We start from the raw sequence: 23,806 nt of genomic DNA on the forward strand, positions 1-23,806 counted from the left end.
TCCGCTCGCTGTCTTTTACAGCGATTATCGCGTTGCCGACTTTCGCTCGAGCCTCGCGATGACCTTCTCGCTTTTGAGTTCCCGGACGGTGTCCTTGCCGATCCAGCGCGCGGTCCGGTCGTCGGATGCGGCAAGTCGTTCCGCGACTGTGCATGCGCGAGCATGGCAATGCAGGTTGCGTTTGCCGATGTTTCGCAGCGCCCAGTTCACCGCCTTGCGTACGAAATTGCGCGGGTCGCGAGCGTGCGCGTCTATGAGTGGAAGCCAGGCAAGGATCGTGTCGTCCGGCTCATTCTTCAGATGCACGGCTGCGCTGGCAATCATCGCAAAGGCAGTTCGCCGAACGAACTCGCGATCGTCGGCTGCGAATTCAGGTATGAGCGCCTTGAGACCAGCCTCGACGTAGAGGTCTGCCGCCGTATCGACGATTTCCCACGAGTGAAAGTTATCGGACCATGTTCTGGCGAGGTCTGCCGTGAGCTTCTGCGGTTCGGCCGTATAGAGCGCTAGCAGGCGAGCTTCGCGGATGTTGCCTTGCCACAGCTCCAGCGCACGGCCGTTACTTTGCTTCACCGTTCGGGCGATCTTTCGGAGATCCGAATTGGAGATGCCGAGCGCCGTTTCGGTGACGATGCCGAAACGGGCCATGCCTGATATGTTTTCCTCCGAGCGCAGCGTTTGCAGATGCGCAATCAGCTCCGCGCTGCTGGAGGAGGGACCGATCATTTTTCGAGACGGGCCAGGAGCGAGGACGTATCCCAGCGATTGCCGCCCATGGCCTGGACGTCACCATAGAATTGGTCGACCAAGGCCGTCACCGGCAGCTTTGCACCGTTGCGGCGTGCCTCGTTGAGCACGATCCCGAGATCCTTGCGCATCCAGTCGATGGCAAAGCCGAAGTCGTACTTGCCTGCATTCATCGTTTTGTGCCGGTTCTCCATCTGCCAGGAGCCGGCAGCACCCTTGGAGATAACCTCGACGACCTTCTCGATGTCGAGGCCGGCGCGCTTGCCGAAGTGAATGCCCTCCGCCAGCCCTTGGACGACGCCGGCGATGCAGATCTGGTTGATCATCTTGGTCAGCTGACCGGCACCCGCCGGTCCCATGAGGCCGACCATCCGGGCGTAGGCATCGATCACCGGCTTTGCCTTGTCAAAGATGGCCTCGTCACCACCGCACATGACGGTCAAGACGCCGTTCTCGGCGCCGGCCTGTCCACCCGATACCGGGGCATCGATAAAGGCGCAGCCCTTGCCTTTTGCGGCGGCATCGAGCTCGCGGGCAACTTCCGCGCTCGCGGTCGTGTTGTCGATCAGGATCGCGCCGGGCTTCATCGTCTGGAGAACGCCGTTTTCACCTGTTGTCACCGAACGGAGATCATCGTCGTTGCCGACGCAGGTAAAGACGAAATCCGCATCCATGGCCGCTTCGGCGGGTGTTGGGGCCGCTCTGCCGCCGAACTTCTCCGCCCAGGCCGCCGCCTTCGATGCGGTCCGGTTGTAGACGGTAACGTCATGGCCGCCCTTCACCTTGAGATGGCCAGCCATGGGAAAACCCATTACGCCAAGACCGATGAATGCGACTTTTGCCATGTGCCAATCCTCTCCTGAATGCCGGGCACGAGGATTAGCGGAAAGCACGGCGCTCGGAAAGCCGTCGAAGTGCGGGTTGCATCGTGGCGGAAAAATTTTCTCCGAAAGCGGCAATTGCCGGTTCGGATAATCCGGCGAGCCTCGAAAGATAATAATTACAAATGTCGATCGATTTGATGGTTTTTGTAAAGATTGCAACGAGACACTGGAGCGCCGAGAGCGGCTGACTTCCAGAGAGGGAAGACGATGATTTTACGACGTCAAACACTGGGGCTTCTCGTCATGGCACCGTCCTGAACACCGACGACGGGCGCCTCGCACGCAAAGCAAAGCTAATTCAATTCCGACTAGAAGGCATCATTTCCATGACCGGCAAACACGATCCCATCAATTTCCTCTGGTTCATCCCGACCTCGGGAGATGGTGCCTATCTCGGCTCGAACGAGCAGACGCGCGCGCCGGAAATCGGTTATCTCACCCAGATTGCCCAGGCGGCTGATCGCCTTGGGTACTCCGGCGTGCTGCTGCCGACGGGCGTTGCCTGTGAAGAATCGTTCGTGACAGCGGCAGCGCTCGCTGCCAAGACCGAGAAGCTGCAGTTTCTGGTGGCAATCCGTCCGGGTACGGCATCACCGGCATACTACGCGCGTCTAACGACGACGCTGGACCGTATTTCGAATGGGCGCCTGCTGCTCAACATCGTCGTCGGCGGCAGTCCGGCGGAGCTTGCCGGCGACGGCATTCATTTGGCCCACGACGAGCGCTATGCCCATGCCGATGAGTTCTTCACGGTCTTCGAAGAGCTGCTCGAAAAGGGTGTCGCGAGTTACGACGGCAAATACATCAAGGCGACGAATGCGAAGCTTGGCTTTCCATCGGTGCAGAACCCGCGGCCGCCCCTGTACTTCGGCGGTTCGTCGGATGCTGGTATCGACTTCTCGGTCGGCCGCGTCGACAAGTACCTGACCTGGGGCGAGCCGCCGGCTCAGGTTGCCGAAAAGGTTCAAAAGGTACGGGCTGCCGCGGCGAACAAGGGGCGCGAGGTCAGCTTCGGCATTCGCCTGCATTTCATCGTCCGCGAAACCGATGAGGAAGCATGGGCAGCGGCCGATCGTCTGATCTCGAAACTCGACGATGAGACGATCCGCGAGGCGCAGGAGCGCTTTGTCAAGGAATCCGACTCCGTCGGCCAGCAGCGTATGGCGGCCCTGCACGGTGGCCGGCGCGACAAGCTGGAAGTGTCGCCGAACCTTTGGGCCGGTGTCGGCTTGGTGCGCGCCGGGGCAGGGACAGCACTTGTCGGGTCGCCGAAGACCGTGGCCGCTCGCCTGCGGGAATATCAGGACGTCGGTATCGATACGGTCATCGGATCCGGTTATCCGCATCTCGAGGAGGCCTATCGCGTTGCCGAGTTACTGTTCCCGGAACTCGGGATCACGCGCGAAGAGCAGCGTCACGGCTTCCAGAGCGATTTCGGCAAGCATCAGGTCTTCGGTGGCGGCAGCCATGGTGGAAACCTCAAAGTAGTGTCCGGCTCCTGATGTGCCAACCGGCGCCGTCTGTTGTCGGGCGGCGCGCTTTCATCGACGACGCACCTTCCGACCATGCTCGCCGGATACTGCGTCGACCGGTGGTGCTGGCTTAGCTACAGCCCGGCCTCTTCCGGCTAGTGCACCAACGCGTTGACTGTGACAATCAGGAGAAAGACAGCGATAACCAGGGACGCTCCCCAGGCAACCGTGCGATTGGCCCGGGCCAGGACGCTTGGCCTGGGGCCGCGCTTGGGATTGAATCTCGGCCGCCGCTTGAGCGTGGATCCGGCTTGTGTGTGTCGTTTATCTGCAGTCATACTGCCTCGCCTGCCGCCGTGAGATGCCGAGGCGCCAACGTAGCATGAAACCGGTTCAAGATTTAGTGCGCTGTGCTGCCGTCGCGCTCGACAAACGCCTGGATGCGATCGACCAGAATTTCCGTTCCCTGCCGTCGCGAGCCACCGTCGGTATAGTCATCGAGGAAGACGACCTGTTCCGTAAAGAGCATGGTTGTTCCTGATGGCGTCGCTTCGAAGGTGATCGTCGCAAGCGATGCCGAAATGCGGGTTTCGCCGAGCTTCATGTCATAGGCATAGATGATGCGGGCCTGCGGCACGATATCGAGATAGCGCGCCTCGTAGGCATGCAGCACGCCGTCGCTGTCAGCGACGCGATTGCGCTCCTGGCCGCCGACGCGGAACTCTAGGCTGTATTCGATGGGGACCCACTCGTCGTGGCATGCAAACCACTGCCGCTTGGCCTCCGCATCGGCCCAGGCGGCAAACACCCGTGAGACCGGCGCCCGCATCTTTCGCTCGATTGCGAATGTCTCGTGCATGGCGGAATGTCTTGTCATGTCGTTCGTCACTCCGGTTGGTCGTCCGAGAGAAATCGTTCAAGTCGGTCAAAGCGGGCGTTCCAACTTGCCTTGTGTTCGGCAAGCCAGCGTTCGACCTGGCCCAATGCGCCTGCTTCCAGGCGATAGGTCCGCACGCGGCCGCTCTTTTCGGAACGGACAAGGCCGCTCCTCTCCAGCACGGCGAGGTGTTTCATAACGGTCGGCAGCGCCATCGACAGAGGTTCCGCAAGCTCGGACACCGAAGCTGGCCCGCGGCCGAGACGGTCGACCATCCCGCGCCGGCTGCGGTCCGAAAGCGCGTGGAACGTCTCATCGAGTGCGGCGGGTTCGTCCATCATATAGAGGCTTCGTCCGGCCGGAAGCGTGCGGGTAGCCGTTCCCGGTAGGGATAGAATCTGAAATACGGCCGCGCTTCTTCAAGGACCCGTGCAAAGGACGGGCGCGCCAGTAGCCTGTCGTAGTAAGCCCGCAGGCTTGGCTGGCCGGCGAAAGGGACAAGGGTCTCGGCATAGAAGAGGGCGGGTGCCGCGGCGCAGTCGGCCATGGTGAAGCTATCCCCTGCGATCCAAGGGTGTTCGCCGAGTTGCTGCTCAATCATGCCGTAGGCCTTGCGCAGCGCCGCCTCAGCACCGGCCACGCGGCTCGGATCGCCGCCGCCGCGCAGACGTTCGGCGACGATCTGTTGCATCGGTTCCTGCACGTGCAGGTCAAAGAAGCGATCCCACAGGCGGACCTCAAGCGCTTTGTCGAAATCGCCTGGGATGAGGGCCGTCGCACCCGGATAGTAGCGATCGAGATACTCGATGATGATCGTCGTTTCAGGGACAGTGCGGTTGCGTGCCTCATCGCGCAGCACCGGCATCTTTCCGAGTGGCCAGACGCTGAGGAACGCGGCTCTCGATGCCTCGTTTCCGAGATCGACATGGACGGGCTCGAAGGGCGTGTCGTTCTCGTAAAGGGCGATCAGGACCTTGTGGCAGAAAGATGCAAGCGGATGACTGTGGAGGAAGAGCGACATGCGGCCGGCCTTTCACGTTGTTTTAAAACTTGCGTGAATGGCTAAGTATCAGGGCGCCGCTTCGCTGGCAACAGGAAAGTTGCGTGGATGGCTAAGTATTAAGACAGCCGCGCAATCACCAGGTGGCCCGGGCTCGGATTGCCTTCCTGCATGCGAACGTTGATCTCTCGCATCTCGACGAGCTCGAATCCCGTCGCTGCGAGGCGTTCGCGAATATAAGCTGCCGAATGCAAAAAGCGCTGATGCGGGCCGACCATGTAGGGTTGGCCATTTGCGGAGGCTTCGGGCAGTTCCTCGGATGAAAAGATGAAGAAACCGCCGGGGTTCAGGTTTTCCGCGACGCCGAAGAACGGCGGTTCGAGCGCGCCGAGATAGGGTAGGACGTCAGTCGCGGTAACGAGATCGAACGGATCCTCGTCATTGTCTTCGAGAAAGTCCTCGACCTCAGCGACGAAGAGCGTCTCGTAGAGCTCCTTCTCGTGGGCGATCTCGACCATGTTTTCGGAAATGTCGATGCCGGTCATGTCCTCGCAGAGGTCGCTGAGCGCGCTGCCGGTGAGGCCAGTGCCACAGCCGAGGTCGAGCATGCGCTTGAAGGGGCCAAGGTTCAGCTCCTGCAGGCGCTGGCGCACCATCATCGGCACGTGGTAGCCGAGCTGTTCGACGAGAACGTCCTCGAAGACTTCGGCGTGCTGATCGAACAGGGTCTCGACATAGGCGTCCGGCGCCTTGGGTGGCGTCTCGCCGCGTCCCATGGAGGCGATCCGGACGGCAGCGCCGCCATGATCCTCGGGGTCGATGGCCAGGACCTCTTCATAGGCCTTTACGGCGGCATCGACATCTCCCGCCTTCTCGAGGGCAAGAGCCCGGTTATAGGCTTCCGCGAGTGCGTCTTCGTCGATCTTCTTGGCCATAGCAATTCACCATCGTTTTAATTCCAGAGCTGCGTCTACGGCGACTGATTGTCTTTTGCAATGGCGACGTTCGAGGCGCAGAATAAGGATCCTCTAATGGATAAGAACAAAATGGAGGAAATACCATGGTGGCCGAAATCAGTAAGGCGAACTTCGAGATAGAGCTGGATAGTCCGCGACCAGCGCTGCCGGCAACGCCAGGCGAGATCACGAATACGCTCAGCCACTATTATCGGGGAGAGCTCGGCCGGATGATAAGCTGGCGCGATCGCATCGACCGAACATCGAATTGGGCGATCACGGTCTCGGCGGCGTTGCTTTCGGTTTCACTGTCGACGCCGACCTCGCACCATGGCGTGCTGCTTTTCGGGATGATGCTGATCACCCTGCTGTTGCTCATCGAAGCGCGCCGATACCGCTTCTTCGATATCTACCGCGCCCGAGTACGGAAGCTGGAGCGGGGCTATTTCGCGCAGATTCTTGCGCCGAACGGCGAATCCAGACCCGATTGGGCCGGCGCGATCGCGAGGAGCTTGCGCAAGCCGCAATTTCTCTTGAGCTACCCCGGCGCGGTCAAGCGGCGACTGCGCCGCAACTATTGCTGGATGTATTTTATCCTGTTGCTCGCATGGTGTCTGAAGATCACCACGCCGAAGCTCCAGGCAGAGGGCAATCCGCTGACGCAGACGCATTCATGGACTTACGTAGTCGAGAACGCGGCACTTGGGCCGATCCCGGGCTGGGCCGTGCTCTGCCTGGTTGGCTTGGGCTATGCCGGTATCCTCTACGGCACACTGCATCGGGAGATGGACGAAGACGAGTTCGTCAAAGGGGAGGCTCATGTCTGACCGGCTTTTGCAGCGTGATCAGTTGATGGTGAACTCGCCTCTCAGCGCCCGCCATTCGGTGGCCGAGATGAGTTTGCGGTGAATGTAGCGGACCGAATGCAGCGGTCCGTCGAGCTTCTCCTGCCAGAACTTCAGGAAGCTGCGCATTTCCGGAAAATCCGGTGCAAGGTCGTAGTCCTGCCAGATGTATGTCTGTAGGATCGTTTGATGATCCGGCATCCGGTAGATGATTTGGGCCGTCGTGAGGCCGTAGCCCTGAAGCTGCCTTTCCATGTCCTTGTGCATCGTCGTCTCGCTTCTGGTTCCATTGATCGCTCATTAGCGATCAATGAAATGGAACCACTACATGCTTAACCGAAGCTTGACGAATTGCTAGTGCCTCAGGAATTTCTTTTGCAATTTCAAATCGTTGGCAGCTCTCATCGGCGAGTGCTGCCACGTTGTTCAGCGCTTCAGGTGGCGGGTGAGGCGGCGCTCGATCCATGCCCAGAGATGCCGCAGGGCTTCGACCATGGTGAGGTAGAAAATCGCTGCCCAAAGGTAGGTCTGGTAATCGAAGGTGCGCGAGAAGGCGTAGCGCGTTTCACCCATCAGGTCGAGAACGGTGATGATGGCGACGACCGCAGAGCCCTTGATCAGCAGGATGATCTCGTTGCCGTAGGGCCGCAAGGCGACAATCAGCGCCTGCGGCAAGAGGATCTTGCGGAAGGCGATGACCTTGTGGATGCCAAGCGAGGCGGCGGCTTCGTGCTGGCCGCGCGGAACGCTCTGGATGGCGCCACGCAGGATTTCAGCCTGGTAGGCGGCCGTGTTGATGGTCATCGCAAACAGACCGCAATACCAGGCATCGCGGAAGAACCACCAGAGGCCGACGGTTTCCAGCTGCGGACGGAAACTGCCCAGGCCGTAGTAAATGAGAAAGAGCTGTGCCAGCAGCGGCGTGCCGCGGAACACATAGACGTAGCAGTAGGCGATGCCGTTGATGAACCTGTTCTTGGACATGCGGGCAAAGGCCAACGGCAGCGACAAGATGGCGCCGAAGAATACCGAGATCACCACCAAGGCAATCGTCGTATACAGACCATGCAGGTAGCGGGGACCGTAGCGGGTGAACTTCTCCGGATCCCAACCGGTCACGACCATCGTGAGCAGTGCGGCAGCCAGGACGATCCAGAGAGCGACGACAACGTATCCGGTAATGCGCGCAGCGGTGACTGGCCTGTGCGCTTGCTTCGGAGCCGGCTGCGCCGGAATGAGCGTCTGGGCGTGGCTCATCGGCTGATCTCCGAACGCTTGGCCCACCGTTCTATGTAGCGAAGGCCGAAGGAGGAAATGATGGCGAGGCCGAGATAGAGAGCGCAGGCGACGGTATAGAACAGGAATGCCTGTTTAGTGACCTTAACGGCGACGCCGGTCTGCCGCAGGATATCGGCAAGGCCAATGATCGAGACGTAGGACGTATCCTTGAGCAGGATCATCCAGAGGTTCACCAGGCCGGGAAGGGCGATGCGCACTAGTTGCGGCAACACGATCAGGCGCAACGTGCGCCCACGATGAAAGCCCAGTGCGTCCCCGGCTTCGTACTGGCCTTTCGGGATGGCGCGGAAAGCCGAGAGCAGCACCTCCGAGCAATAGGCGGAAAATACAATCGACAGCGCGATCACGCCCGCCAAGAAAGCGTTGATTTCGATCCGGCCGTCATAGCCCATGGAGGCGAGGACGGACTGGATCAGGATCTGCATGCCGTAATAGATGATGAACAGTGTCAGCAGTTCCGGCAGGCCACGGAAGATCGTGGTGTAGATGCCGGCCGCAAGGCGGACCGATTTCTCTTCCGATTGCTGGCCGAGTGCGACGAGGAAGCCGATGACAAGTCCGATTGGAAGGGTAACCAGAGCGACCGCAACTGTGACCTTGAGGCCGGCGGCGATCTCATCGCCCCAACCGGTGTCGCCACAGGCCAGGATCGTCGAGGAACCGAACCACGTGAAGAGTCCTGCGGGTCCGCAAAGCGGATCGAAGATATGCCCAATCCAGGCCCAGAATGGACCTAGCGCGGAAAATAATCCGCCCATGCCAGTTTTCCCCTCGCGGTTTCTACCGCTTTGATCTTTCTATCGTTGTCAAACAAAAATGGCGGAAGAGCAAGCCTTCCGCCATCAGCTTTATCAGCGACCTACAGCTTTTCTTATTCGCCGTAAACGTTGAAGTCGAAGTACTTGTCCTGGATCTTCTTGTATTCACCGCTGGTGCGGATCGCGGCGATCGCGGTGTTCAGCTTTTCGCGCAGCGCGTCGTCGCCCTTGCGGACGGCAATGCCTGCACCAACGCCGTTGATTTCCTTGTCGACCGGCAGTGGCGTCAGGATCTTGCAGCATGCGCCGGCATCCGACTTGACCCACTGCGACAGCACGACGATGTCGTCGATTACGGCGTCGACGCGCCCATTCGTGATGTCGAGCTTGTACTCGTCTGCCGTCGGGTAGAGCTTCAGCTCGGTATCCGGCAGGTGCTTTTCAGCGTAGTTCGAGTGAGTGGTGGAGGTCTGCGCGCCGATCGTCTTGCCCTTCAGGCCGGCCACGTCGGTGACGGTCGAATCCTTCGGTACGGCGATTGCCGGCGGGGTGTTGTAGTACTTGTTGGTGAAGTCTACGAGTTTCGAACGCTCCGGCGTGATCGACATGGACGAGATGATCATGTCGAACTTCTTGGCCTGCAGGGCGGGAATGATGCCGTCCCAGTCGCTGCTGACGATGGTGCAGTCGGCCTTCATCTCGGCGCAGAGCGCGCGGGCGATGTCCATGTCGAAGCCGAGGAACTGGCCGCTGGCGTCAACGTATTCGAAGGGCGGGTAGGTCGAGTCTGTTCCGATGACATACTTCTCGCCATCAGCCATGGCGGCGCCTGCGAAAAGAGACATCGCGGCGACGGAAGCGGCGGCAAGAATACGGGTGGAGATACGCATGTTAGTCCTCTCTGTTGGTGCTGCCGCTCGTGTTCTTCTTTTGGACGGCGGCTGAGCAGGGCGGTGCAAGGCACGGCCTTGGCGCGATACTCAAACCTTTTTCGGCGGAATTGCAACTGGAATCGCAGGGGTGTGGCGAACGATCAACTATGTCGAAGATGAACAATGCCGCACTGCCACATTCATACCGGGTTAATGCTGCAGTTCCTAAGACTCGTGGAACAAATGCAGTCCCCGCGCGGTTTTCGCCGCGGATGGGTGCCCCAAAATCGGACGTGGCCACGACCGCGTCCCAAGAAAATGAAGTCAACGAGGAGCCCCTTTATGGGAATGAAATCCAGATTGTTTGCAAGTGCCGCCTTTCCGCTGTTGTCGCTGTCGCTTGTGATGCCTCCAGTGCAATCCTTTGCCGCAGTTGCCAGCGTTGAACAGGTTCAGACAGCACCGCAAGCGGTCGCGGGCAGCTTCGAGGTTGCGCAGGATGCGCCCTCCGATGAAGAGATTCTGAAGAAGCACCACAAGCAGCACGGCGGCGGCGGTGAAGAACAGGCGCCGGCCGCCCAGCAGGAGCAGCCACAGCAATCGCAGGATGCGCCTGCCGAAAAGCCACGCAAGCAGCGTGAGCCGGCAGCAGAGGCACAGCCCGCGCCACAGCAGGAGCCTGTCGTCGAACAGCAGCTGCAGCAGTTGCAGGAGGCAGCCCCCGCCGAAAAGCCGCGCAAGAAGCGGAAGCCGGCCGCCGAGCAGGCAGAGCCTGCGGCTCCGCAGGAGCAGATAGCGCCGGCCCAGGAACAGCAGTTGCAGGAAGCAGCCCCTGTCGAAAAGCCGCGCAAGAAGCGGCAGCCGGCCGCTGAGCAGGTTGAGCCCGCGGCTCCGCAGGAGCAGATAGCCCCGGCGGCCCAGGAACAGCAGCCTGTCGAAAGCCAGGAAAAGCCGCGTCGCAACAAGCGCGACAAGCAGCAACCTCAGCAGGAGGCCGCGCCGCAGCCGCAGACCGAGCAGGTCGCCCCGCAGCAGGAGCAGGCTCAGCCGCAGGGCGAAGCGCCGCAGCCCACGAGGAAGGCAGGCAAGCAGCAGGCGACCGAAAGCTCTGAGCAGCCGGTGAAGCCGCGCAAGAAGCCTGCCGCTGAAGCGCAGGCGCCAGCCGCGGAACAGGCGCCTGCTCCAGTAGAGGCGCCGACGGCCGAGAAGCCGCCCGTTCCCGCGCAGGAGCCGGCGACGGAGGCCCAGCCTGGCGGCACGCAGCCGATCCTGAAGCAGGGCGAACAGGTTCCAGCACCTCAGCAGGGCGAGCAAGCACCGGCTCAGCAGCAGGGTGAACAGGTTCCGGCGCAGCCGACCGATCAGCCGGCAGTGGGCCAAGCCGAGCAGGTTATCCCGGCTCCGGAGAAAATCACGCCCAAGGAACTCGAGCGCCGCAAGGAGATTGCCGCGGACCCGAGCAAGAGCACGGAAACCGTCGTTCTGCCGGTTGAAAACGGTGCCGCCGTTCTCGACAGCGACAAGGACGCCGACCGCTCGGGGGGCATCCAGTCCCGTCGTGACCGCGACAGGCAACGCGGCCAGGAGCAGAATTTCCGGGTTCCGAAAACCGACGCCGAGGCCCAGATCATAACCGAGGGCGCCAAGGCTGCTCCGATCAAGATCGAAGCCGTGACCAGCGAACAGGGTCGGCGTCTCGACAGGCGTCCGCAGTTCGAGCGGCCGGAAGGCGCGCGCTTCGGCGAGCGTGGTGACGACAATCGTGTGATCATCCAGATCAACAACCAGACGATCGTTCGCGGCGATGACGACCGGCGCTTCCTGCGTGACGGCGAGCGGCCGACCTACGAGCAGCTGCCGCGGGACCGTTACCGTGAGACGATCGACCGTGACGGCTATCAGATCGTGACGATCCGCAACCGCTATGGTGACATCATCCAGCGGTCGCGCATCGACAATGGCGGGCGCGAGTCCGTGCTCTACTATTCGCCTGGTCTCTACGAAGATCCGGACCGCGGCTACTTCGAAGATCCGGGCCGCGACCTGCCGCCGATGCGCCTGCGTATTCCGCTCGGTGACTACATCATGGACACGAGCAGCGACGACGATCGCGACTACTACGACTTCCTGCGCGAGCCGCCGGTGGAGCCCGTGGAGCGTGTCTATTCGCTGGATGAGGTGAAGTATTCGGCGCGTATCCGCGACAAGGTTCGCCGTATCGATCTCGATACGATCACCTTTGCGACGGGGAGTGCCGAGATCCCGATGAGCCAGGCGCGCAGCCTGCGCAAGGTCGCCGATGCGATCAACGAGGTGTTGCGGAAGGATCCGTCGGAAACCTTTCTGATCGAAGGCCATACGGACGCGGTCGGCTCCGACCAGAGCAACCTCGTCCTCTCGGACCAACGCGCGGAATCGGTGGCGAATGTGATGACCGACGTTTACGGCATCCCGCCCGAAAACCTGGCGACGCAGGGCTACGGCGAACGTTACCTCAAGGTCAACACGCAGGGGCCGAACCAGGAGAACCGCCGCGTCACCATCCGTCGCGTGACGGCGCTGGTACGCCCGGTCGCCTCCGCGAGCCGATAATCGAAACTGATCGGAAGCCGTCGGGAGACCGGCGGCTTTCGTTTGCGCGCTCTGCGGTTCTGGCGCGAGCGCACCAGCTTCTAGGTCGTAACGTTTCCTACTTTGCAGGCAGCTCCACTATTCCGGAAATGAAGTCTGCGATTGCCTGGGTGTCATCGAGGTTGAATACCGGCAGAAAGCCTTCGGCGATCGGGTGATCGGCCGCGATGGCAACGATGTGGGGATCCGTCGGGGCGAGGGGTTCCTGGTTGGCGGATTCGAGCCGCCGCGCCTCGATCTTCGGGATCGGTTCGCGCTTGTAGCCCTCGATCAAGACAAGGTCGCAGGGCGCGATGCGGGCAAGAATTTCGTCGAATGTCGGCTCTGGGGCGCCGCGCAATTCGTGCATGATGGCATAACGCGTTCCGGAGACGATGGTCACTTCGTGAGCGCCGGCCTGTCGGTGGCGGTAGCTATCGGCACCGACCTTGTCGATGTCAAAGTCATGATGGGCATGCTTGATGGTGGAAATGCGGTAGCCGCGGCGGGTGAATTCCTCGACGAGGCGGACCGCCAAACCGGTCTTGCCCGAGTTCTTCCAGCCGGCGATGCCAAAGACCTTCGGTTTCTCCATCATGCCATGACCTTGAGCCAGCGCTCCGCCTCGGCGAGATCGTCCGGCGTGTTGACGTTGAAAAACGGATCGAGGAGGCTCGCCCGCGTCGGGCGCAGCGGGAAGGCAACTTCCGTAACGTCATGCCGTAGAAGGAAGTCGCGCGCACGGCGTTTTTCGTCGGTTGCGATCCAGGATTCCAGGTCATCGGCAAGGCTGACGGGCCACAGGCCGAACACCGGATGGCTGCGGCCCTCGGAGGCGGCGATGGCAATCTTGCCAGGTGAATCGATGACGCCGGCGAACCAATCGACGAGGTCGCTCGGAAAGAATGGACTGTCGACAGAAACCGTGACCACGTGTGTGACACCCCCAAGCGATGCACCGTAGGTCATCGCTGCATGGATGCCGGCCATCGGTCCCGCTTTGCCGGGAACTATATCAGGAATGAACAGATGCCGGCAATTTTCCGGGGTTGCGTCGGCGTTGACGGCAAGGGTGCTCACCTGCGGCTCGAGCTGTTCGATGACGCGCTCCAGCAGCGTGCGGCCATCGAGCCGCACGGAGGCTTTGTCGCGGCCCATGCGCGAAGAGCGTCCTCCCGCCAGGACCACACCCGGAATATTGGATCTATGCAGCACAAAATCGTTCATGGTTGCCTCAGACGGGGGTTCTCGGCTCGGACTCCTGGGCGACCGGCGGTACATGGCGCTTGGCCTCACGATAGAACGTGTAGAGGCCGGACGCTATGACGATAGCCGCACCGCCGAGCGTCCAGACATCGGGAAACTCCGCAAAGAAGACGAAGCCCAGCAATGTCGAGAAGATAAGGCTGGTGTAGCGGAACGGTGCGACGAAAGAGATTTCACCGGTGCGCATCGCCATGATGACCGACTGATAGCCGACCAGGACGAGAATGGCGGCGAGCAGCAGGTGCGAAAGCGAAGTCACGCTAACCGGCTCCCATCCTCCCAGCAGCGGCGTCAGCAATGCACCGACGACCGTTACCGAGACGGCCGTCACCACTGTGATCATCAGTGACGGGATCTCGGGGGCGATGCCGCGCGTGGCGAGGTCGCGGCCGGCCGTCGTGAGGACGCTGCCAACGCAGAGGAGAGCTGCGGCCGTGAAACCGTCCGGTCCCGGCCGAATGATGATCAGCACGCCAATCAGGCCGACGAGAATGGCCGACCAGCGACGCCAGCCGACGGGTTCGCGGAAGAATAGCGCCGCACCGAAGGTCACGACCAGCGGCAGCGACTGCAGGATGGCCGATGCGTTCGCGATCGGCATCATTCCGAGCGCCGTAATGTAAGTCACCGCTGCCAATATCTCGCAAATGACGCGGATGATGATCATGGGCTTGAGGATGATGCGCCACGATCGCAAGGCACCCATGTGGCGCGCGATGAAGTAGACGAAGATGCTGGTGAAGAGGCCGCGCAGACACATGATCTGGCCGGCATTCATGTAAGCGATAACTGATTTGGAAAGTGCGTCGCTGCAGGAAAATCCGGCCATGGCCGAACTCATGTAGATGGCGCCCTGGGTGTTGCGGGACCGCGGCATGTCGATATTCCGATTCTCGTACACGTGTTCTTAGAGCGTGCCAGGCGCCATGGGTATCGAACGAAAGACACACCCGAAATAATTCGATTGCGCAGTGCACAATAGGGCGCGCGCCGACACGGGCAGGAAACGGGTGGCTGAGCGCCAGGATGTCTGGGATTGGGATACCGCGAACAACAAGCGGAGGTTCCGACATGAGATATCTGGATGGCAAGGTTGCGATCATAACCGGCGCGAGCTCCGGCATCGGCCGGGCGGCCGCCAAGCTCTTTGCAGCCGAAGGCGCGCGGCTGGTCGTCGCGGCGCGACGCGAGGCTCAGCTTGGCATGCTGGTCGAAGAGATCGGAGATGCGGGCGGCGAGGCGGTTGCGGTTGCCGGCGACGTGCGCGACGAGGCTTTGAACTGGCGGCTGGTCGAAGTGGCGGTCGAACGCTTCGGCGGTCTGGATGTTGCCTTCAACAACGCCGGCAGCGCCGGCGAATCGGCGCCGGTGGCTGACCTGTCGCTGGATGGCTGGAACGAAATGCTGGCGGTCAATCTCACCAGCGCATTTCTGGCAGCGAAATATCAGGTGCCAGCAATGATCGCCCGCGGCCGCGGGTCGATCGTCTTCACCTCGACCTTCGTCGGTCACACGGCAGGAATGCCTGGGATGGGTGCCTATGCGGCAAGCAAGGCGGGACTGACCGGCCTGGTGCAGGTTCTTGCCGCCGAGCTCGGTCCGAAAAACATCCGCGTCAACGCGCTGTTGCCCGGGGGCACAGACACCGCGCTGAACCCGGCGAATTTCGAGAATCCCGACATGCAGCTCGTCGCCTTCATCCATGGCCTGCACGCGCTGAAACGGCTGGCACGGCCGGAGGAGATCGCCAAGGCCGCACTGTTCCTGGGATCGGATATGGCGAGCTTTGTGACCGGGACGTCAATGCTGGCGGATGGCGGGGTTTCGATCAACCGGACGTAAGCTGCCCTAGCTCCGCGGGTGTCACCCACCCGTGACACTCATGTGGCGGGCAACGGCAGGGCGATTGTGGGTGCGGTCGATAATGAAGTCGTGGCCCTTGGGCTTGCGCGAAATGGCCTCGTCGATCGCCGCATAGAGCAATCCGTCGTCCTCGGTGGCGCGCAAGGCGGCGCGTAGATCCGCGGCGTCGTTCTGGCCAAGGCACATGTAAAGCGTGCCGGTGCAGGTCAGTCGGACGCGGTTGCAGCTCTCGCAGAAATTATGCGTCATCGGAGTGATGAAGCCGAGCCGGCCGCCGGTTTCCTTCACCTGGACATAGCGTGCCGGACCGCCGGTGCGGTAGCCGATGTCGGAGAAGGTGAATCGTTCTTCGAGATCGGCCCTGAGCTTCGACAGCGGCAGGTAGCGGTCGGTCCGGTCTTCCTCGATCTCGCCCATCGGCATGGTTTCGATGACGGTGAGATCCATGCCGCGGCCGTGCGCGAAGCGGATCATCTCCGGCATTTCGGTGTCGTTGAAGTCCTTCAGTGCTACCGCATTCAGTTTGACCTTGAGGCCGGCCTTCTGGGCCGCCTCGATGCCTTCCATCACCTTGTGGAAATCGCCCCAGCGGGTGATCTGGCGGAACTTGTCGGGATCAAGCGTGTCGAGCGAGACGTTGATGCGACGCACGCCGCTATCATAGAGCTCGCCGGCAAAGCGGGAAAGCTGCGAGCCGTTGGTGGTCAGGGTCAGCTCGTCGAGGCCGGAGCCGATCTGTTTGCCGAGTTCCCGCACGAGATACATGATGTTCTTGCGCACCAACGGCTCGCCGCCGGTGAGTCTCAGCTTGCGCACGCCCTTGGCGATAAAGGCGGAACAGAGCCGGTGCAATTCCTCGAGCGTCAACAGCTCCTGTTTCGGCAGGAAGGTCATGTGCTCGGCCATGCAGTAGGTGCAGCGGAAGTCGCAGCGGTCGGTGACGGAGACACGCAGATAGGTCACGGCCCGTTTGAACGGGTCGATCATCGGTTTCGTCTCTGCAACCAGTGGCGATGCGTTGCCTGTCGTTCCGACGTTGCTGTTCACGAATACCTCCGCAATGCTACTAATGTGCGTATATGCCATTGCCGCGTCAAGGGAAACGCTCCTTACGCACGGTAAATTGAGCTTGCCTCGGCAAGCCTCATTGCCTACTCGTGATTTTGAAGGGGAATGGGATCATGACCGATATCTGGCCGACTGAACTCAGAGTTTCAAAAGACCGGCAGCACCTCGTCGTGACGTTCAACGACGAGCAGAGTTTCGATCTTTCCGCCGAGATGCTGCGGGTGCTTTCGCCATCGGCGGAGGTGCAGGGGCACGGGCCCGGGCAGAAAGTCACCGTTCCCGGCAAGCGCAATGTCGCGATCATTTCAATGACGCCGACCGGCAATTATGCGGTGCGCATCGGCTTTGACGACATGCATGATACCGGCATCTATACCTGGACCTATCTGCGCGAGCTCGGCGAGCGCGGCGAGGAGCTGTTCTCGGCCTATGAAGAAGAGCTGCGCGAAAAGGGCATGAGCCGCGACACCTCAGAGAAGCCGCGTTAAGCGACAATTGCCGCAAGGGGGAAATGCATGGCGGGAACGAGCAAGCGAAACTGGCTGCGCGCCAAAGGCAGTCCGAGTGAAAGCAGGGTCAGCTTCCTCGAACTGTTTTTCGATCTCGTCTTCGTCTTCTCGATCTCGCAGCTCTCGCATGCCCTCGCGGCGCACTATACGCCGCTCGGCGCTCTTGAAGCCGGCCTGATGACCTTTGCCGTCTGGTGGGTGTGGATATTCACGACCTGGGTTACAAACTGGCTCGACCCCGACAAGATGGCGGTTCGCGGCATGCTCGTCGTCTTGATGCTGCTTGGCCTGGTTCTTTCCGCGTCTATCCCCGAGGCTTTTGGCGACAAGGGGCTGCTCTTTGCCGGGTCCTACGTGCTCATGCAGGTCGGTCGATCGCTGTTTGCGTGCTATGCGGTCAAGTCGGACGCCTTGAAGTATCGGAATTTCGTGCGCATCAGTAGCTGGCTAATATTTTCCGGTGTCTTCTGGATCGCCGGCGGCCTTCTGGAACACGAGGCGCGACTGATCGCATGGCTCATCGCCCTTGCTATCGAATATGCCGCTCCGGCGAGCGGCTTTACCGTCCCGGGACTTGGCAAATCGACCGCCGCGGACTGGGACGTGTCGGGCGCGCATATGGCCGAGCGTTGCGCGCTTTTCGTCATCATCTGCCTTGGCGAGGCGGTGCTGGTGTCGGGGCGGACTTTCTCGGAAATGCCGTTTTCGCCATTGACGGCGGTCGTCTTCGGGACTGGATTCGCGGGGACGGTGGCGATGTGGTGGCTCTATTTCCGCTTCGGCCACGAGCGGGCGGCGCATCGGATCGAACACGACGAAACGCCGGGAAGCCTGGCACGGCTGGCGTTCACCTATGCCCATATCCCGATCCTGGCGGGCATCATCGTTCACGCCGTCGCCGTCGAGTTCATGTTCTCGCATCCGCATGAGACTGGCAATCTAGGCGTGATGGCCTCCGTACTCGGTGGCTCCGGACTGTTTCTTGCCGGCAATCTCTGGTTCAAAGGGGCGACCAGCGGACGTATGCCGCTGTCGCATCTGGCCGGCCTTGTGCTCTTGATTCTGCTCGCCTTCATTGCGCCGTTCATCGAGGTCTACCTTGCCGGTATCCTCGCGATGCTGGTGCTGATCATCGTGGCCGCGTGGGAATACAAATCCCTTGCGGGGCAAACGGTCGGCCACACCGTTCACTGAGATCAGTCTTCGTCGACAAGGTCTTGCTGCAGGACCCGGATGATCCGTTCCATTGATCCGGCCATCGCCATGCATTGCTCGATCGGCTCGGGCGAAAGCACCCGCTCGATGAGGTCGGTCTGGATGACCATGGCCTTCTCCGTGACATTCCGGCCTTCCGGCGTCAGGAAGAGGCGCAGTACGCGCTTGTCGTTCTCATCGCCGCGCCGTTCGATCAGCCCGCGCTTCTCCATCTGCGGCAAGAGCATGCTCATGTTCGAGCGACCGACCAGCAGCTTGCGGGCGAGTTCCTGCTGCGAGATGCCCTCGAAGCGATAGAGATTGATCAGAATATCGAGGTGCGGGGTCTTGATATCGAGTTCGGATAGCGAGCGACCGAGCGACTGCTGCATGAGTTGGCAGGCGCGGGCAACAGCGATCCAGCTGCGAAAACGCGGATGATCCCAGGGCAGGGATTGATTTTTGTTCATCGTTGTACTTTATTGTTCAGTGTTGAACATTATTGGATTCCCACTATGACAAACTTTGCGCTGAAGGTCACCCGCCTCGGTTTTTCCCTGCTGCAGTCGGTTTCGCCGCGCCTCGCCGGGAAGGCGGCGTTCCGCCTGTTCTGCGTAACACCCTCGACAAGGCCAAAGGGCGAGAAGGCGAAAGCAGCACATGCGGCCGGCGCGGCAAAGCTTGCCGGAGCGGAGCGGTTCACGCTTCGTCTGGCCGGCGGCGGACGGGCGCATGCCTATCGGCTGAACGGTGGCGCCTTGGGACGGCGCCCGCGCTATCTTGTGACCCATGGCTGGGGATCGAGCGGTGCCTACATGGCCGACATCGCGACGACCTTGGCGGCAACCGGCGCGGAAGTGATCGCGGTCGACTTTCCCGGTCATGGCCGCGCGGCGGGGAGGATGCTCCACATGGGCATGGCGGTGAAGGCGATCGCCGCGGCCGAGCGTCGATTCGGTGCGTTCGATGCCGCGATCGGCCACTCCTTTGGCGGCGCCGCGCTGATGGTGGCCGCGGCAGGCATGTTGCCTGGCGAGTCTGCCGTGCTTCCGGAAAAGCTGGTGCTGATCGGCTCGCCAAGCGAAATGCACTGGCTCTTCAAGGATTTCGGCAGGCTGATCGGGCTTAGGCGCCCGGCACAGCAGGCGCTGGAGAACGAGGTGCACCGTGTCACCGGTCGGCGACTGGAGGCGTTCGATGCGAGCGGGGCGGCCGGCGCGATCCAGCGGCCAGTGATGATCGTGCACGCGGAGGACGACAAGGAAGTGAGTGCCAATCACGCTCGGCGTTACGCGGCCGCAGGCAATGCCGTGCGGCTCCACTGGGCAAATGGCTTCGGGCACCGTCGCATCGTGGCGGCGCGGTCGGTTCTCGATGCGATTAGGGGTTTTCTCGCGGAGGACGATTCCGGAAAGGATGCTGAGATCATTCCGCTTTTCGCTCTTCCTGCGCGGCGCGTGTCATTGTAACGTCACGTTAGGCAGCTAAAGGCCGCCACGATAAAAAGCGGCAGGACAGTCATGAAAATCATTGAAACGGTAGAGGAACTCGCAGCGATCTACGCTGGCGGGCTGACGCAGGCATCCGTAGCCAAGGTGACGGACTATCTGACGCCGCTCTATCGCGAGATGATCGAGGCGTCGCCCTTCGTGGCACTCGCGACGGTGGGACCCGAAGGCCTCGACTGTTCGCCGCGCGGTGATATCGGCGGCGTCGTGCGCATCGTCGACGACCGGACGCTGCATCTGCCTGACTGGCGCGGCAATAACCGGGTGGATTCGCTCTCCAACATCGTGCGGGATCCACGCCTGGCGCTGATGTTCCTCATTCCCGGTTCGAACACCACCATGCGTATTAACGGGCGTGGTGTCGTGACGAACGACGAGGCAGTCCTGTCCAGCTTCGTGATGGACGGAAAGCATCCGCGTACGGTGATCGCCATTACGATCGACGAGGTCTATTTCCAATGCGCTCGTGCGCTGATCCGTTCGGAGCTGTGGAATCCGGCAACCTTCATCGATCCGAAGAGCCTGCCAACGCCCGGTTTGATGCTGAAGGCGGCGACAGGGGATTTCGACTACGAAACCTATGACCGCGAATGGCCGGAGCGTGCCGCCAGGACGATGTGGTAGGCTTCCGCGTAGGATTGGCAGGCCCACCTCTTAGGAAGGAGGGCCGCGCAAATCGCGGTCCATTGCGATGGCGACGGGCGATTGCGGCAATCAAGCTCATCGACAGGCAGGCGAAGACGCTGCTTGCCAGGGTCTATCCCTTGTAGATCAGCCAGCTCTTCGTGAAGTCCTTCTGCATACCGTCTTCGAAGAGGACGCTGCAGTTGCGGCCGGAATTCTTTGCGCCGTAAAGGGCAACGTCGGCCCTGTGGTAAAGCTCGCCGGCGTCTTCCGCGTAGGACGCCATACAGACGCCGACCGATACCGTGACCGGCCCGTAGTTTATTCTGGTGCGCGAGTTGGTGAAGGGCGTCGTTTCCAGCGTGCGACGAATGCGCTCGGCCATCCCCATGACTTCGTCGGCCGTATTGCCTTCTATGATGAGGGCGAACTCCTCGCCGCCGGTGCGGGCGACGAAAACGTCGCGGCGGACGTTGGCGCGGATGACCGAGGCGACCGTGGCGAGAATCTTGTCGCCGACCGGATGACCGTAGGTGTCGTTGATCTTCTTGAAATTGTCGATGTCGGCGAGCACCAGCGCAGTGACGGGCCGCATGGCCGGATTGTTGTAGACGGCGGCGAGGCGATCGTCGAATGCACGGCGGTTCGACAGGCGTGTCAATGAGTCCGTGTTGGCGATACGCTTGTATTCGTCAAGCTCCTTTCGGACCTGATCCATTTCCTGCGATCGCTGGACGACGTTCTCGACCGTGCGTTCGCCGTGCGCCATGGTGTCGCCGGTTGCCTGCGTGAGCAGGCTGAGGGCGTTTTCGATAAGCTCCACGCTGGTATGGTTCTTCGAGCTGATCCGCTTGTAGGTTTCGCCAAGCAGCTTGTTGTAGCTCTCCAGCGAGATTTGCTCCTGGCGCAGCACGCGCAGCAGCGTCTCGAGCTCGGCGGCAATGCGACCGTGCGCGTCGTCGAACACACGGGCAGGGCTGTGCGTAAAATACTGCGCCCCGAGCGCGTCCAGTTCCTCCTGCGTCGCCTGACTGCCGAGCGCAGCAAGATCTCGTGTCAGCGCCGGGTTGGAGCCGATATAGGCTTCGTAAAAGAGTTCGTAGTTCCGAGGGATCGGTGCGACGCCCATGGAGCGCATGGCGAACGTGATCTGACCTGCCACGTCGGGAACCTGCGCCCTCGTTGGCGCTGCGGCCGTCGTCATGCGACTACTCCTCAATTGAATGTCAAATGCAGTCTTTAATTTGATAGCTAAGAAATATTGGGAAATGATTAAGAGAGGATATACCAATGATTACATGTGAAATTTATCCGTTATTCTGCGTTATTTGCTTATCGTATTGATTTTTATCTGAGAAGCTGCAGAAGGGTTGCGGCAATTTCGCCTTATGGGCGAGTGGCGCAAAATAAAAAATCCAACCACTCGTTTCAGTTGCTTTTGCATTGTTTCAAATTTGCTGACAGTCGGTGTCGATCGGTCGCTCTGTTGCGGATCGGCGAGAAGGCGCACATTCCCCCCCGAAAGAGCCGCGTGGCTCCAACGGAAGGCAGAGATCATGGAAAGCTCTCGTCACACTTCGCCGATCGTCCTTGTTGCTGCAGTCATTGCAGGCTCCGTCGCGCTGATCCAGCAGGATGGTTTCTTCGACGGTGTATTTCGCAGCGACATTCTCGCCAGCGTGAAGGCGGAGGAGGTCCTCAATGTTGCTGATCTCGCAAATCGCGTCGATACCGCCACGGTCGACCATCGGGCGACCGCGGCAATCCATTGACGTCGATCAGCCGAGGTTGAATTCCTGGAAGAAGTCGTTGCCCTTGTCGTCGGTGACGATGAAGGCCGGGAAGTCTTCGACCTCTATCTTCCACACGGCTTCCATGCCCAGTTCCTGATACTCCAGCACCTCGACCTTCTTGATGCAGTCCTGCGCGAGGCGGGCAGCCGGTCCGCCGATCGAGCCGAGGTAGAAGCCGCCATGTGTCTTACAGGCTTCGCGCACGGCGCGGGAGCGGTTGCCCTTGGCAAGCATCACCATGGAGCCGCCGAAGGATTGGAATTGGTCGACATATGAATCCATGCGACCGGCGGTCGTCGGGCCGAAAGAGCCTGAGGCGTAGCCTGCCGGGGTCTTGGCCGGGCCGGCGTAGTAAACCGGATGGTTCTTCATGTAATCCGGCATGCCTTCGCCTTTTTCCAGTCGCTCGCGGATCTTGGCGTGGGCAAGGTCGCGCGCGACGATGATCGTGCCCGTCAGCGACAGGCGGGTCTTGACCGGGTGCTTGCTGAGTTCGGCCAGGATTGCGCTCATCGGCTGGTTGAGATCGATCCGGACCATCGAGTCCGACAGCTTCGACTCGTCGATCTCAGGCATGTATTTGGAGGGATCGGTCTCCAGCTGCTCGACGAAGATGCCGTCGCGGGTGATCTTGCCCTTCGCCTGGCGGTCGGCGGAGCAGGAAACGCCGAGGCCGATCGGAAGGGATGCGCCGTGGCGGGGCAGGCGGATGACGCGGACGTCGTGGCAGAAATACTTGCCGCCGAACTGCGCGCCGACGCCCATCTGCTGCGTCAGCTTGTGGATTTCCTTCTCCATCTTGAGGTCGCGGAACGCGTGGCCGCTCTCGGAACCTTCGGTCGGCAAATCGTCGAGGTAGCGCGTCGAGGCGAGCTTGACGGTCTTCAGGTTCATTTCGGCGGAGGTGCCGCCGATGACGATCGCCAGATGGTAGGGGGGGCAGGCTGCCGTACCCAGCGTAAGGATCTTCTCCTTAAGGAAGTCGATCATCCGGTCATGCGTCAGGAGCGACGGGGTGCCCTGGTAGAGGAAGGTCTTGTTGGCCGAACCGCCGCCCTTGGCGACAAACAGGAAGTCGTAGGAGTCGGTGCCTTCCTCGTAGATGTCGATCTGCGCCGGCAGGTTGTTCTTGGTGTTCTTTTCCTCGAACATCTTGATGGGCGCGAGCTGCGAATAGCGCAGGTTCTTCTTCTCGTACGCGTCCATGACGCCCTTGGCGAGAGCCGAGTAGTCCTCACCTTCGGTCCAGACGCGGCGTCCTTTCTTGCCCATTATGATCGCCGTGCCGGTGTCCTGGCACATCGGCAAGATGCCGCCTGCGGCGATGTTGGCGTTCTTCAGCAGGTCATAAGCAACGAAGCGGTCGTTGTCGGTCGCCTCCGGGTCTTCGAGGATCGAGGCGAGCTGCTTCAGGTGGCCGGGTCGCAGGAGATGGTTGATGTCGGCAAAGGCCGTTTCGGCAAGGAGGCGGATGCCTTCCGGCTCGACGGTCAGGATATCCTGCCCCTTGAAGCTGTCGACAGAGACGTAGTCGCTGCTGATCTTGCGGTATTGGGTGGAGTCTTTGCTGAGGGGGAAAAGATCGTCAGCCATCGAGGGACCTTTCATGCGGACCGAAATCGCAGATGATCTATTCGGGCGTCTTCGCAATTGCAATAATT

The 23,806-nt window shown here is 60.9% G+C and carries 26 protein-coding genes; 9 read left to right on the forward strand and 17 right to left on the reverse strand.

The window, feature by feature from the left end; translation table 11 throughout:
- Nucleotides 1-24: 24 nt before the first annotated feature.
- Nucleotides 25-726, reverse strand: a complete 702-nt coding sequence (locus AF71_RS04785) for a DNA alkylation repair protein (RefSeq protein ID WP_062371069.1) — start codon at nucleotides 724-726, stop codon at nucleotides 25-27.
- Nucleotides 723-1,640: an NAD(P)-dependent oxidoreductase gene (locus AF71_RS04790; RefSeq protein ID WP_348644111.1), complete on the reverse strand. Its 918-nt coding sequence runs from the start codon at nucleotides 1,638-1,640 to the stop codon at nucleotides 723-725. The genes AF71_RS04785 and AF71_RS04790 overlap by 4 nt, the downstream gene beginning before the upstream one ends.
- Nucleotides 1,641-1,957: 317 nt before the next feature.
- Between AF71_RS04790 and ssuD the strand changes: the two genes are divergently transcribed.
- Nucleotides 1,958-3,133: an FMNH2-dependent alkanesulfonate monooxygenase gene (gene ssuD, locus AF71_RS04795; protein ID WP_112660535.1), complete on the forward strand. Its 1,176-nt coding sequence runs from the start codon at nucleotides 1,958-1,960 to the stop codon at nucleotides 3,131-3,133.
- Nucleotides 3,134-3,503: 370 nt separating this feature from the next.
- Here ssuD and AF71_RS04800 read toward each other — a convergent pair whose 3' ends face one another.
- From AF71_RS04800 to AF71_RS04815, 4 genes are all read right to left on the reverse strand, one after another.
- Entirely contained in the window at nucleotides 3,504-3,980 is a 477-nt protein-coding gene (locus tag AF71_RS04800) for an SRPBCC family protein (RefSeq protein ID WP_169680219.1), read from the reverse strand.
- An 8-nt stretch (nucleotides 3,981-3,988) separates the two neighbouring features.
- The gene (locus AF71_RS04805) at nucleotides 3,989-4,321 is read right to left on the reverse strand and encodes a metalloregulator ArsR/SmtB family transcription factor (protein WP_169680221.1); all 333 of its coding nucleotides are present in this window, start codon (nucleotides 4,319-4,321) and stop codon (nucleotides 3,989-3,991) included.
- Nucleotides 4,318-5,001: a glutathione S-transferase family protein gene (locus AF71_RS04810; RefSeq protein WP_169680223.1), complete on the reverse strand. Its 684-nt coding sequence runs from the start codon at nucleotides 4,999-5,001 to the stop codon at nucleotides 4,318-4,320. The genes AF71_RS04805 and AF71_RS04810 overlap by 4 nt, the downstream gene beginning before the upstream one ends.
- A 98-nt stretch (nucleotides 5,002-5,099) precedes the next feature.
- Entirely contained in the window at nucleotides 5,100-5,915 is an 816-nt protein-coding gene (locus AF71_RS04815; RefSeq protein WP_169680225.1) for a class I SAM-dependent methyltransferase, read from the reverse strand.
- Between the two features lie 125 nt (nucleotides 5,916-6,040).
- On the opposite strand from AF71_RS04815, the gene AF71_RS04820 reads away from it, so the two are divergent.
- The gene (locus AF71_RS04820; RefSeq protein WP_018854798.1) at nucleotides 6,041-6,763 is read left to right on the forward strand and encodes a DUF2270 domain-containing protein; all 723 of its coding nucleotides are present in this window, start codon (nucleotides 6,041-6,043) and stop codon (nucleotides 6,761-6,763) included.
- 18 nt (nucleotides 6,764-6,781) lie between these two features.
- Here the strand turns inward: AF71_RS04820 and AF71_RS04825 are convergent, their stop codons facing one another.
- From AF71_RS04825 to AF71_RS04840, 4 genes are all read right to left on the reverse strand, one after another.
- The gene (locus AF71_RS04825; protein ID WP_018854799.1) at nucleotides 6,782-7,048 is read right to left on the reverse strand and encodes a USG protein; all 267 of its coding nucleotides are present in this window, start codon (nucleotides 7,046-7,048) and stop codon (nucleotides 6,782-6,784) included.
- Nucleotides 7,049-7,207: 159 nt separating this feature from the next.
- Entirely contained in the window at nucleotides 7,208-8,038 is an 831-nt protein-coding gene (locus AF71_RS04830; RefSeq protein WP_018854800.1) for an ABC transporter permease, read from the reverse strand.
- Nucleotides 8,035-8,838, reverse strand: a complete 804-nt coding sequence (locus AF71_RS04835; protein ID WP_018854801.1) for an ABC transporter permease — start codon at nucleotides 8,836-8,838, stop codon at nucleotides 8,035-8,037. The genes AF71_RS04830 and AF71_RS04835 overlap by 4 nt, the downstream gene beginning before the upstream one ends.
- 113 nt (nucleotides 8,839-8,951) lie before the next feature.
- Nucleotides 8,952-9,728, reverse strand: a complete 777-nt coding sequence (locus AF71_RS04840; protein WP_018854802.1) for an ABC transporter substrate-binding protein — start codon at nucleotides 9,726-9,728, stop codon at nucleotides 8,952-8,954.
- Between the two features lie 324 nt (nucleotides 9,729-10,052).
- Between AF71_RS04840 and AF71_RS04845 the strand changes: the two genes are divergently transcribed.
- Complete coding sequence (locus AF71_RS04845; RefSeq protein WP_169680226.1) at nucleotides 10,053-12,302, forward strand: OmpA family protein; 2,250 nt, start codon at nucleotides 10,053-10,055, stop codon at nucleotides 12,300-12,302.
- A 97-nt stretch (nucleotides 12,303-12,399) separates the two neighbouring features.
- On the opposite strand, the gene mobB is transcribed toward AF71_RS04845, so the two are convergent.
- From mobB to AF71_RS04860, 3 genes are read right to left on the reverse strand one after another with little or no spacing between them, the layout of a single operon-like run.
- The gene (gene mobB, locus AF71_RS04850) at nucleotides 12,400-12,915 is read right to left on the reverse strand and encodes a molybdopterin-guanine dinucleotide biosynthesis protein B (RefSeq protein ID WP_018854804.1); all 516 of its coding nucleotides are present in this window, start codon (nucleotides 12,913-12,915) and stop codon (nucleotides 12,400-12,402) included.
- Complete coding sequence (mobA, locus tag AF71_RS04855; protein WP_169680228.1) at nucleotides 12,915-13,547, reverse strand: molybdenum cofactor guanylyltransferase MobA; 633 nt, start codon at nucleotides 13,545-13,547, stop codon at nucleotides 12,915-12,917. Before mobA ends, mobB begins: the two co-directional genes overlap by 1 nt.
- Before the next feature lie 7 nt (nucleotides 13,548-13,554).
- Nucleotides 13,555-14,463, reverse strand: coding sequence for a DMT family transporter (locus tag AF71_RS04860; RefSeq protein ID WP_018854806.1), 909 nt, complete (start codon nucleotides 14,461-14,463; stop codon nucleotides 13,555-13,557).
- A 194-nt stretch (nucleotides 14,464-14,657) separates the two neighbouring features.
- On the opposite strand from AF71_RS04860, the gene AF71_RS04865 reads away from it, so the two are divergent.
- On the forward strand, nucleotides 14,658-15,428 hold the full coding sequence (locus tag AF71_RS04865; protein ID WP_018854807.1) for an SDR family oxidoreductase: 771 nt from the start codon (nucleotides 14,658-14,660) through the stop codon (nucleotides 15,426-15,428).
- Nucleotides 15,429-15,449: 21 nt separating this feature from the next.
- Here the strand turns inward: AF71_RS04865 and moaA are convergent, their stop codons facing one another.
- Nucleotides 15,450-16,496 carry a GTP 3',8-cyclase MoaA gene (moaA, locus tag AF71_RS04870; RefSeq protein ID WP_018854808.1) on the reverse strand — a complete coding sequence of 349 codons (1,047 nt, stop codon included), beginning with the start codon at nucleotides 16,494-16,496 and terminating at the stop codon, nucleotides 15,450-15,452.
- Between the two features lie 134 nt (nucleotides 16,497-16,630).
- On the opposite strand from moaA, the gene AF71_RS04875 reads away from it, so the two are divergent.
- A complete protein-coding gene (locus tag AF71_RS04875) occupies nucleotides 16,631-17,005 on the forward strand; it encodes a DUF971 domain-containing protein (protein WP_018854809.1) in 375 nt (124 codons plus the stop codon).
- Nucleotides 17,006-17,032: 27 nt separating this feature from the next.
- Nucleotides 17,033-18,220: a low temperature requirement protein A gene (locus AF71_RS04880; RefSeq protein WP_018854810.1), complete on the forward strand. Its 1,188-nt coding sequence runs from the start codon at nucleotides 17,033-17,035 to the stop codon at nucleotides 18,218-18,220.
- A 2-nt stretch (nucleotides 18,221-18,222) separates the two neighbouring features.
- Here the strand turns inward: AF71_RS04880 and AF71_RS04885 are convergent, their stop codons facing one another.
- Complete coding sequence (locus AF71_RS04885; protein WP_169680230.1) at nucleotides 18,223-18,690, reverse strand: MarR family transcriptional regulator; 468 nt, start codon at nucleotides 18,688-18,690, stop codon at nucleotides 18,223-18,225.
- 45 nt (nucleotides 18,691-18,735) lie between these two features.
- On the opposite strand from AF71_RS04885, the gene AF71_RS04890 reads away from it, so the two are divergent.
- Nucleotides 18,736-19,689 (forward strand): alpha/beta fold hydrolase, encoded by a 954-nt coding sequence (locus AF71_RS04890; protein WP_169680232.1) that lies wholly within the window; start codon nucleotides 18,736-18,738, stop codon nucleotides 19,687-19,689.
- Between the two features lie 51 nt (nucleotides 19,690-19,740).
- Complete coding sequence (locus AF71_RS04895; protein WP_169680234.1) at nucleotides 19,741-20,352, forward strand: pyridoxamine 5'-phosphate oxidase family protein; 612 nt, start codon at nucleotides 19,741-19,743, stop codon at nucleotides 20,350-20,352.
- Between the two features lie 133 nt (nucleotides 20,353-20,485).
- Here AF71_RS04895 and AF71_RS04900 read toward each other — a convergent pair whose 3' ends face one another.
- Nucleotides 20,486-21,556 carry a GGDEF domain-containing protein gene (locus tag AF71_RS04900; protein ID WP_025662762.1) on the reverse strand — a complete coding sequence of 357 codons (1,071 nt, stop codon included), beginning with the start codon at nucleotides 21,554-21,556 and terminating at the stop codon, nucleotides 20,486-20,488.
- 352 nt (nucleotides 21,557-21,908) lie between these two features.
- On the opposite strand from AF71_RS04900, the gene AF71_RS04905 reads away from it, so the two are divergent.
- Complete coding sequence (locus tag AF71_RS04905) at nucleotides 21,909-22,124, forward strand: hypothetical protein (RefSeq protein WP_037089056.1); 216 nt, start codon at nucleotides 21,909-21,911, stop codon at nucleotides 22,122-22,124.
- A gap of 6 nt (nucleotides 22,125-22,130) precedes the next feature.
- Here the strand turns inward: AF71_RS04905 and AF71_RS04910 are convergent, their stop codons facing one another.
- Nucleotides 22,131-23,738: a fumarate hydratase gene (locus tag AF71_RS04910; RefSeq protein ID WP_169680236.1), complete on the reverse strand. Its 1,608-nt coding sequence runs from the start codon at nucleotides 23,736-23,738 to the stop codon at nucleotides 22,131-22,133.
- Nucleotides 23,739-23,806 lie beyond the last annotated feature (68 nt).

The organism is Rhizobium sp. 57MFTsu3.2 (assembly GCF_012932765.1).
GTDB lineage: Bacteria > Pseudomonadota > Alphaproteobacteria > Rhizobiales > Rhizobiaceae > Rhizobium > Rhizobium altiplani.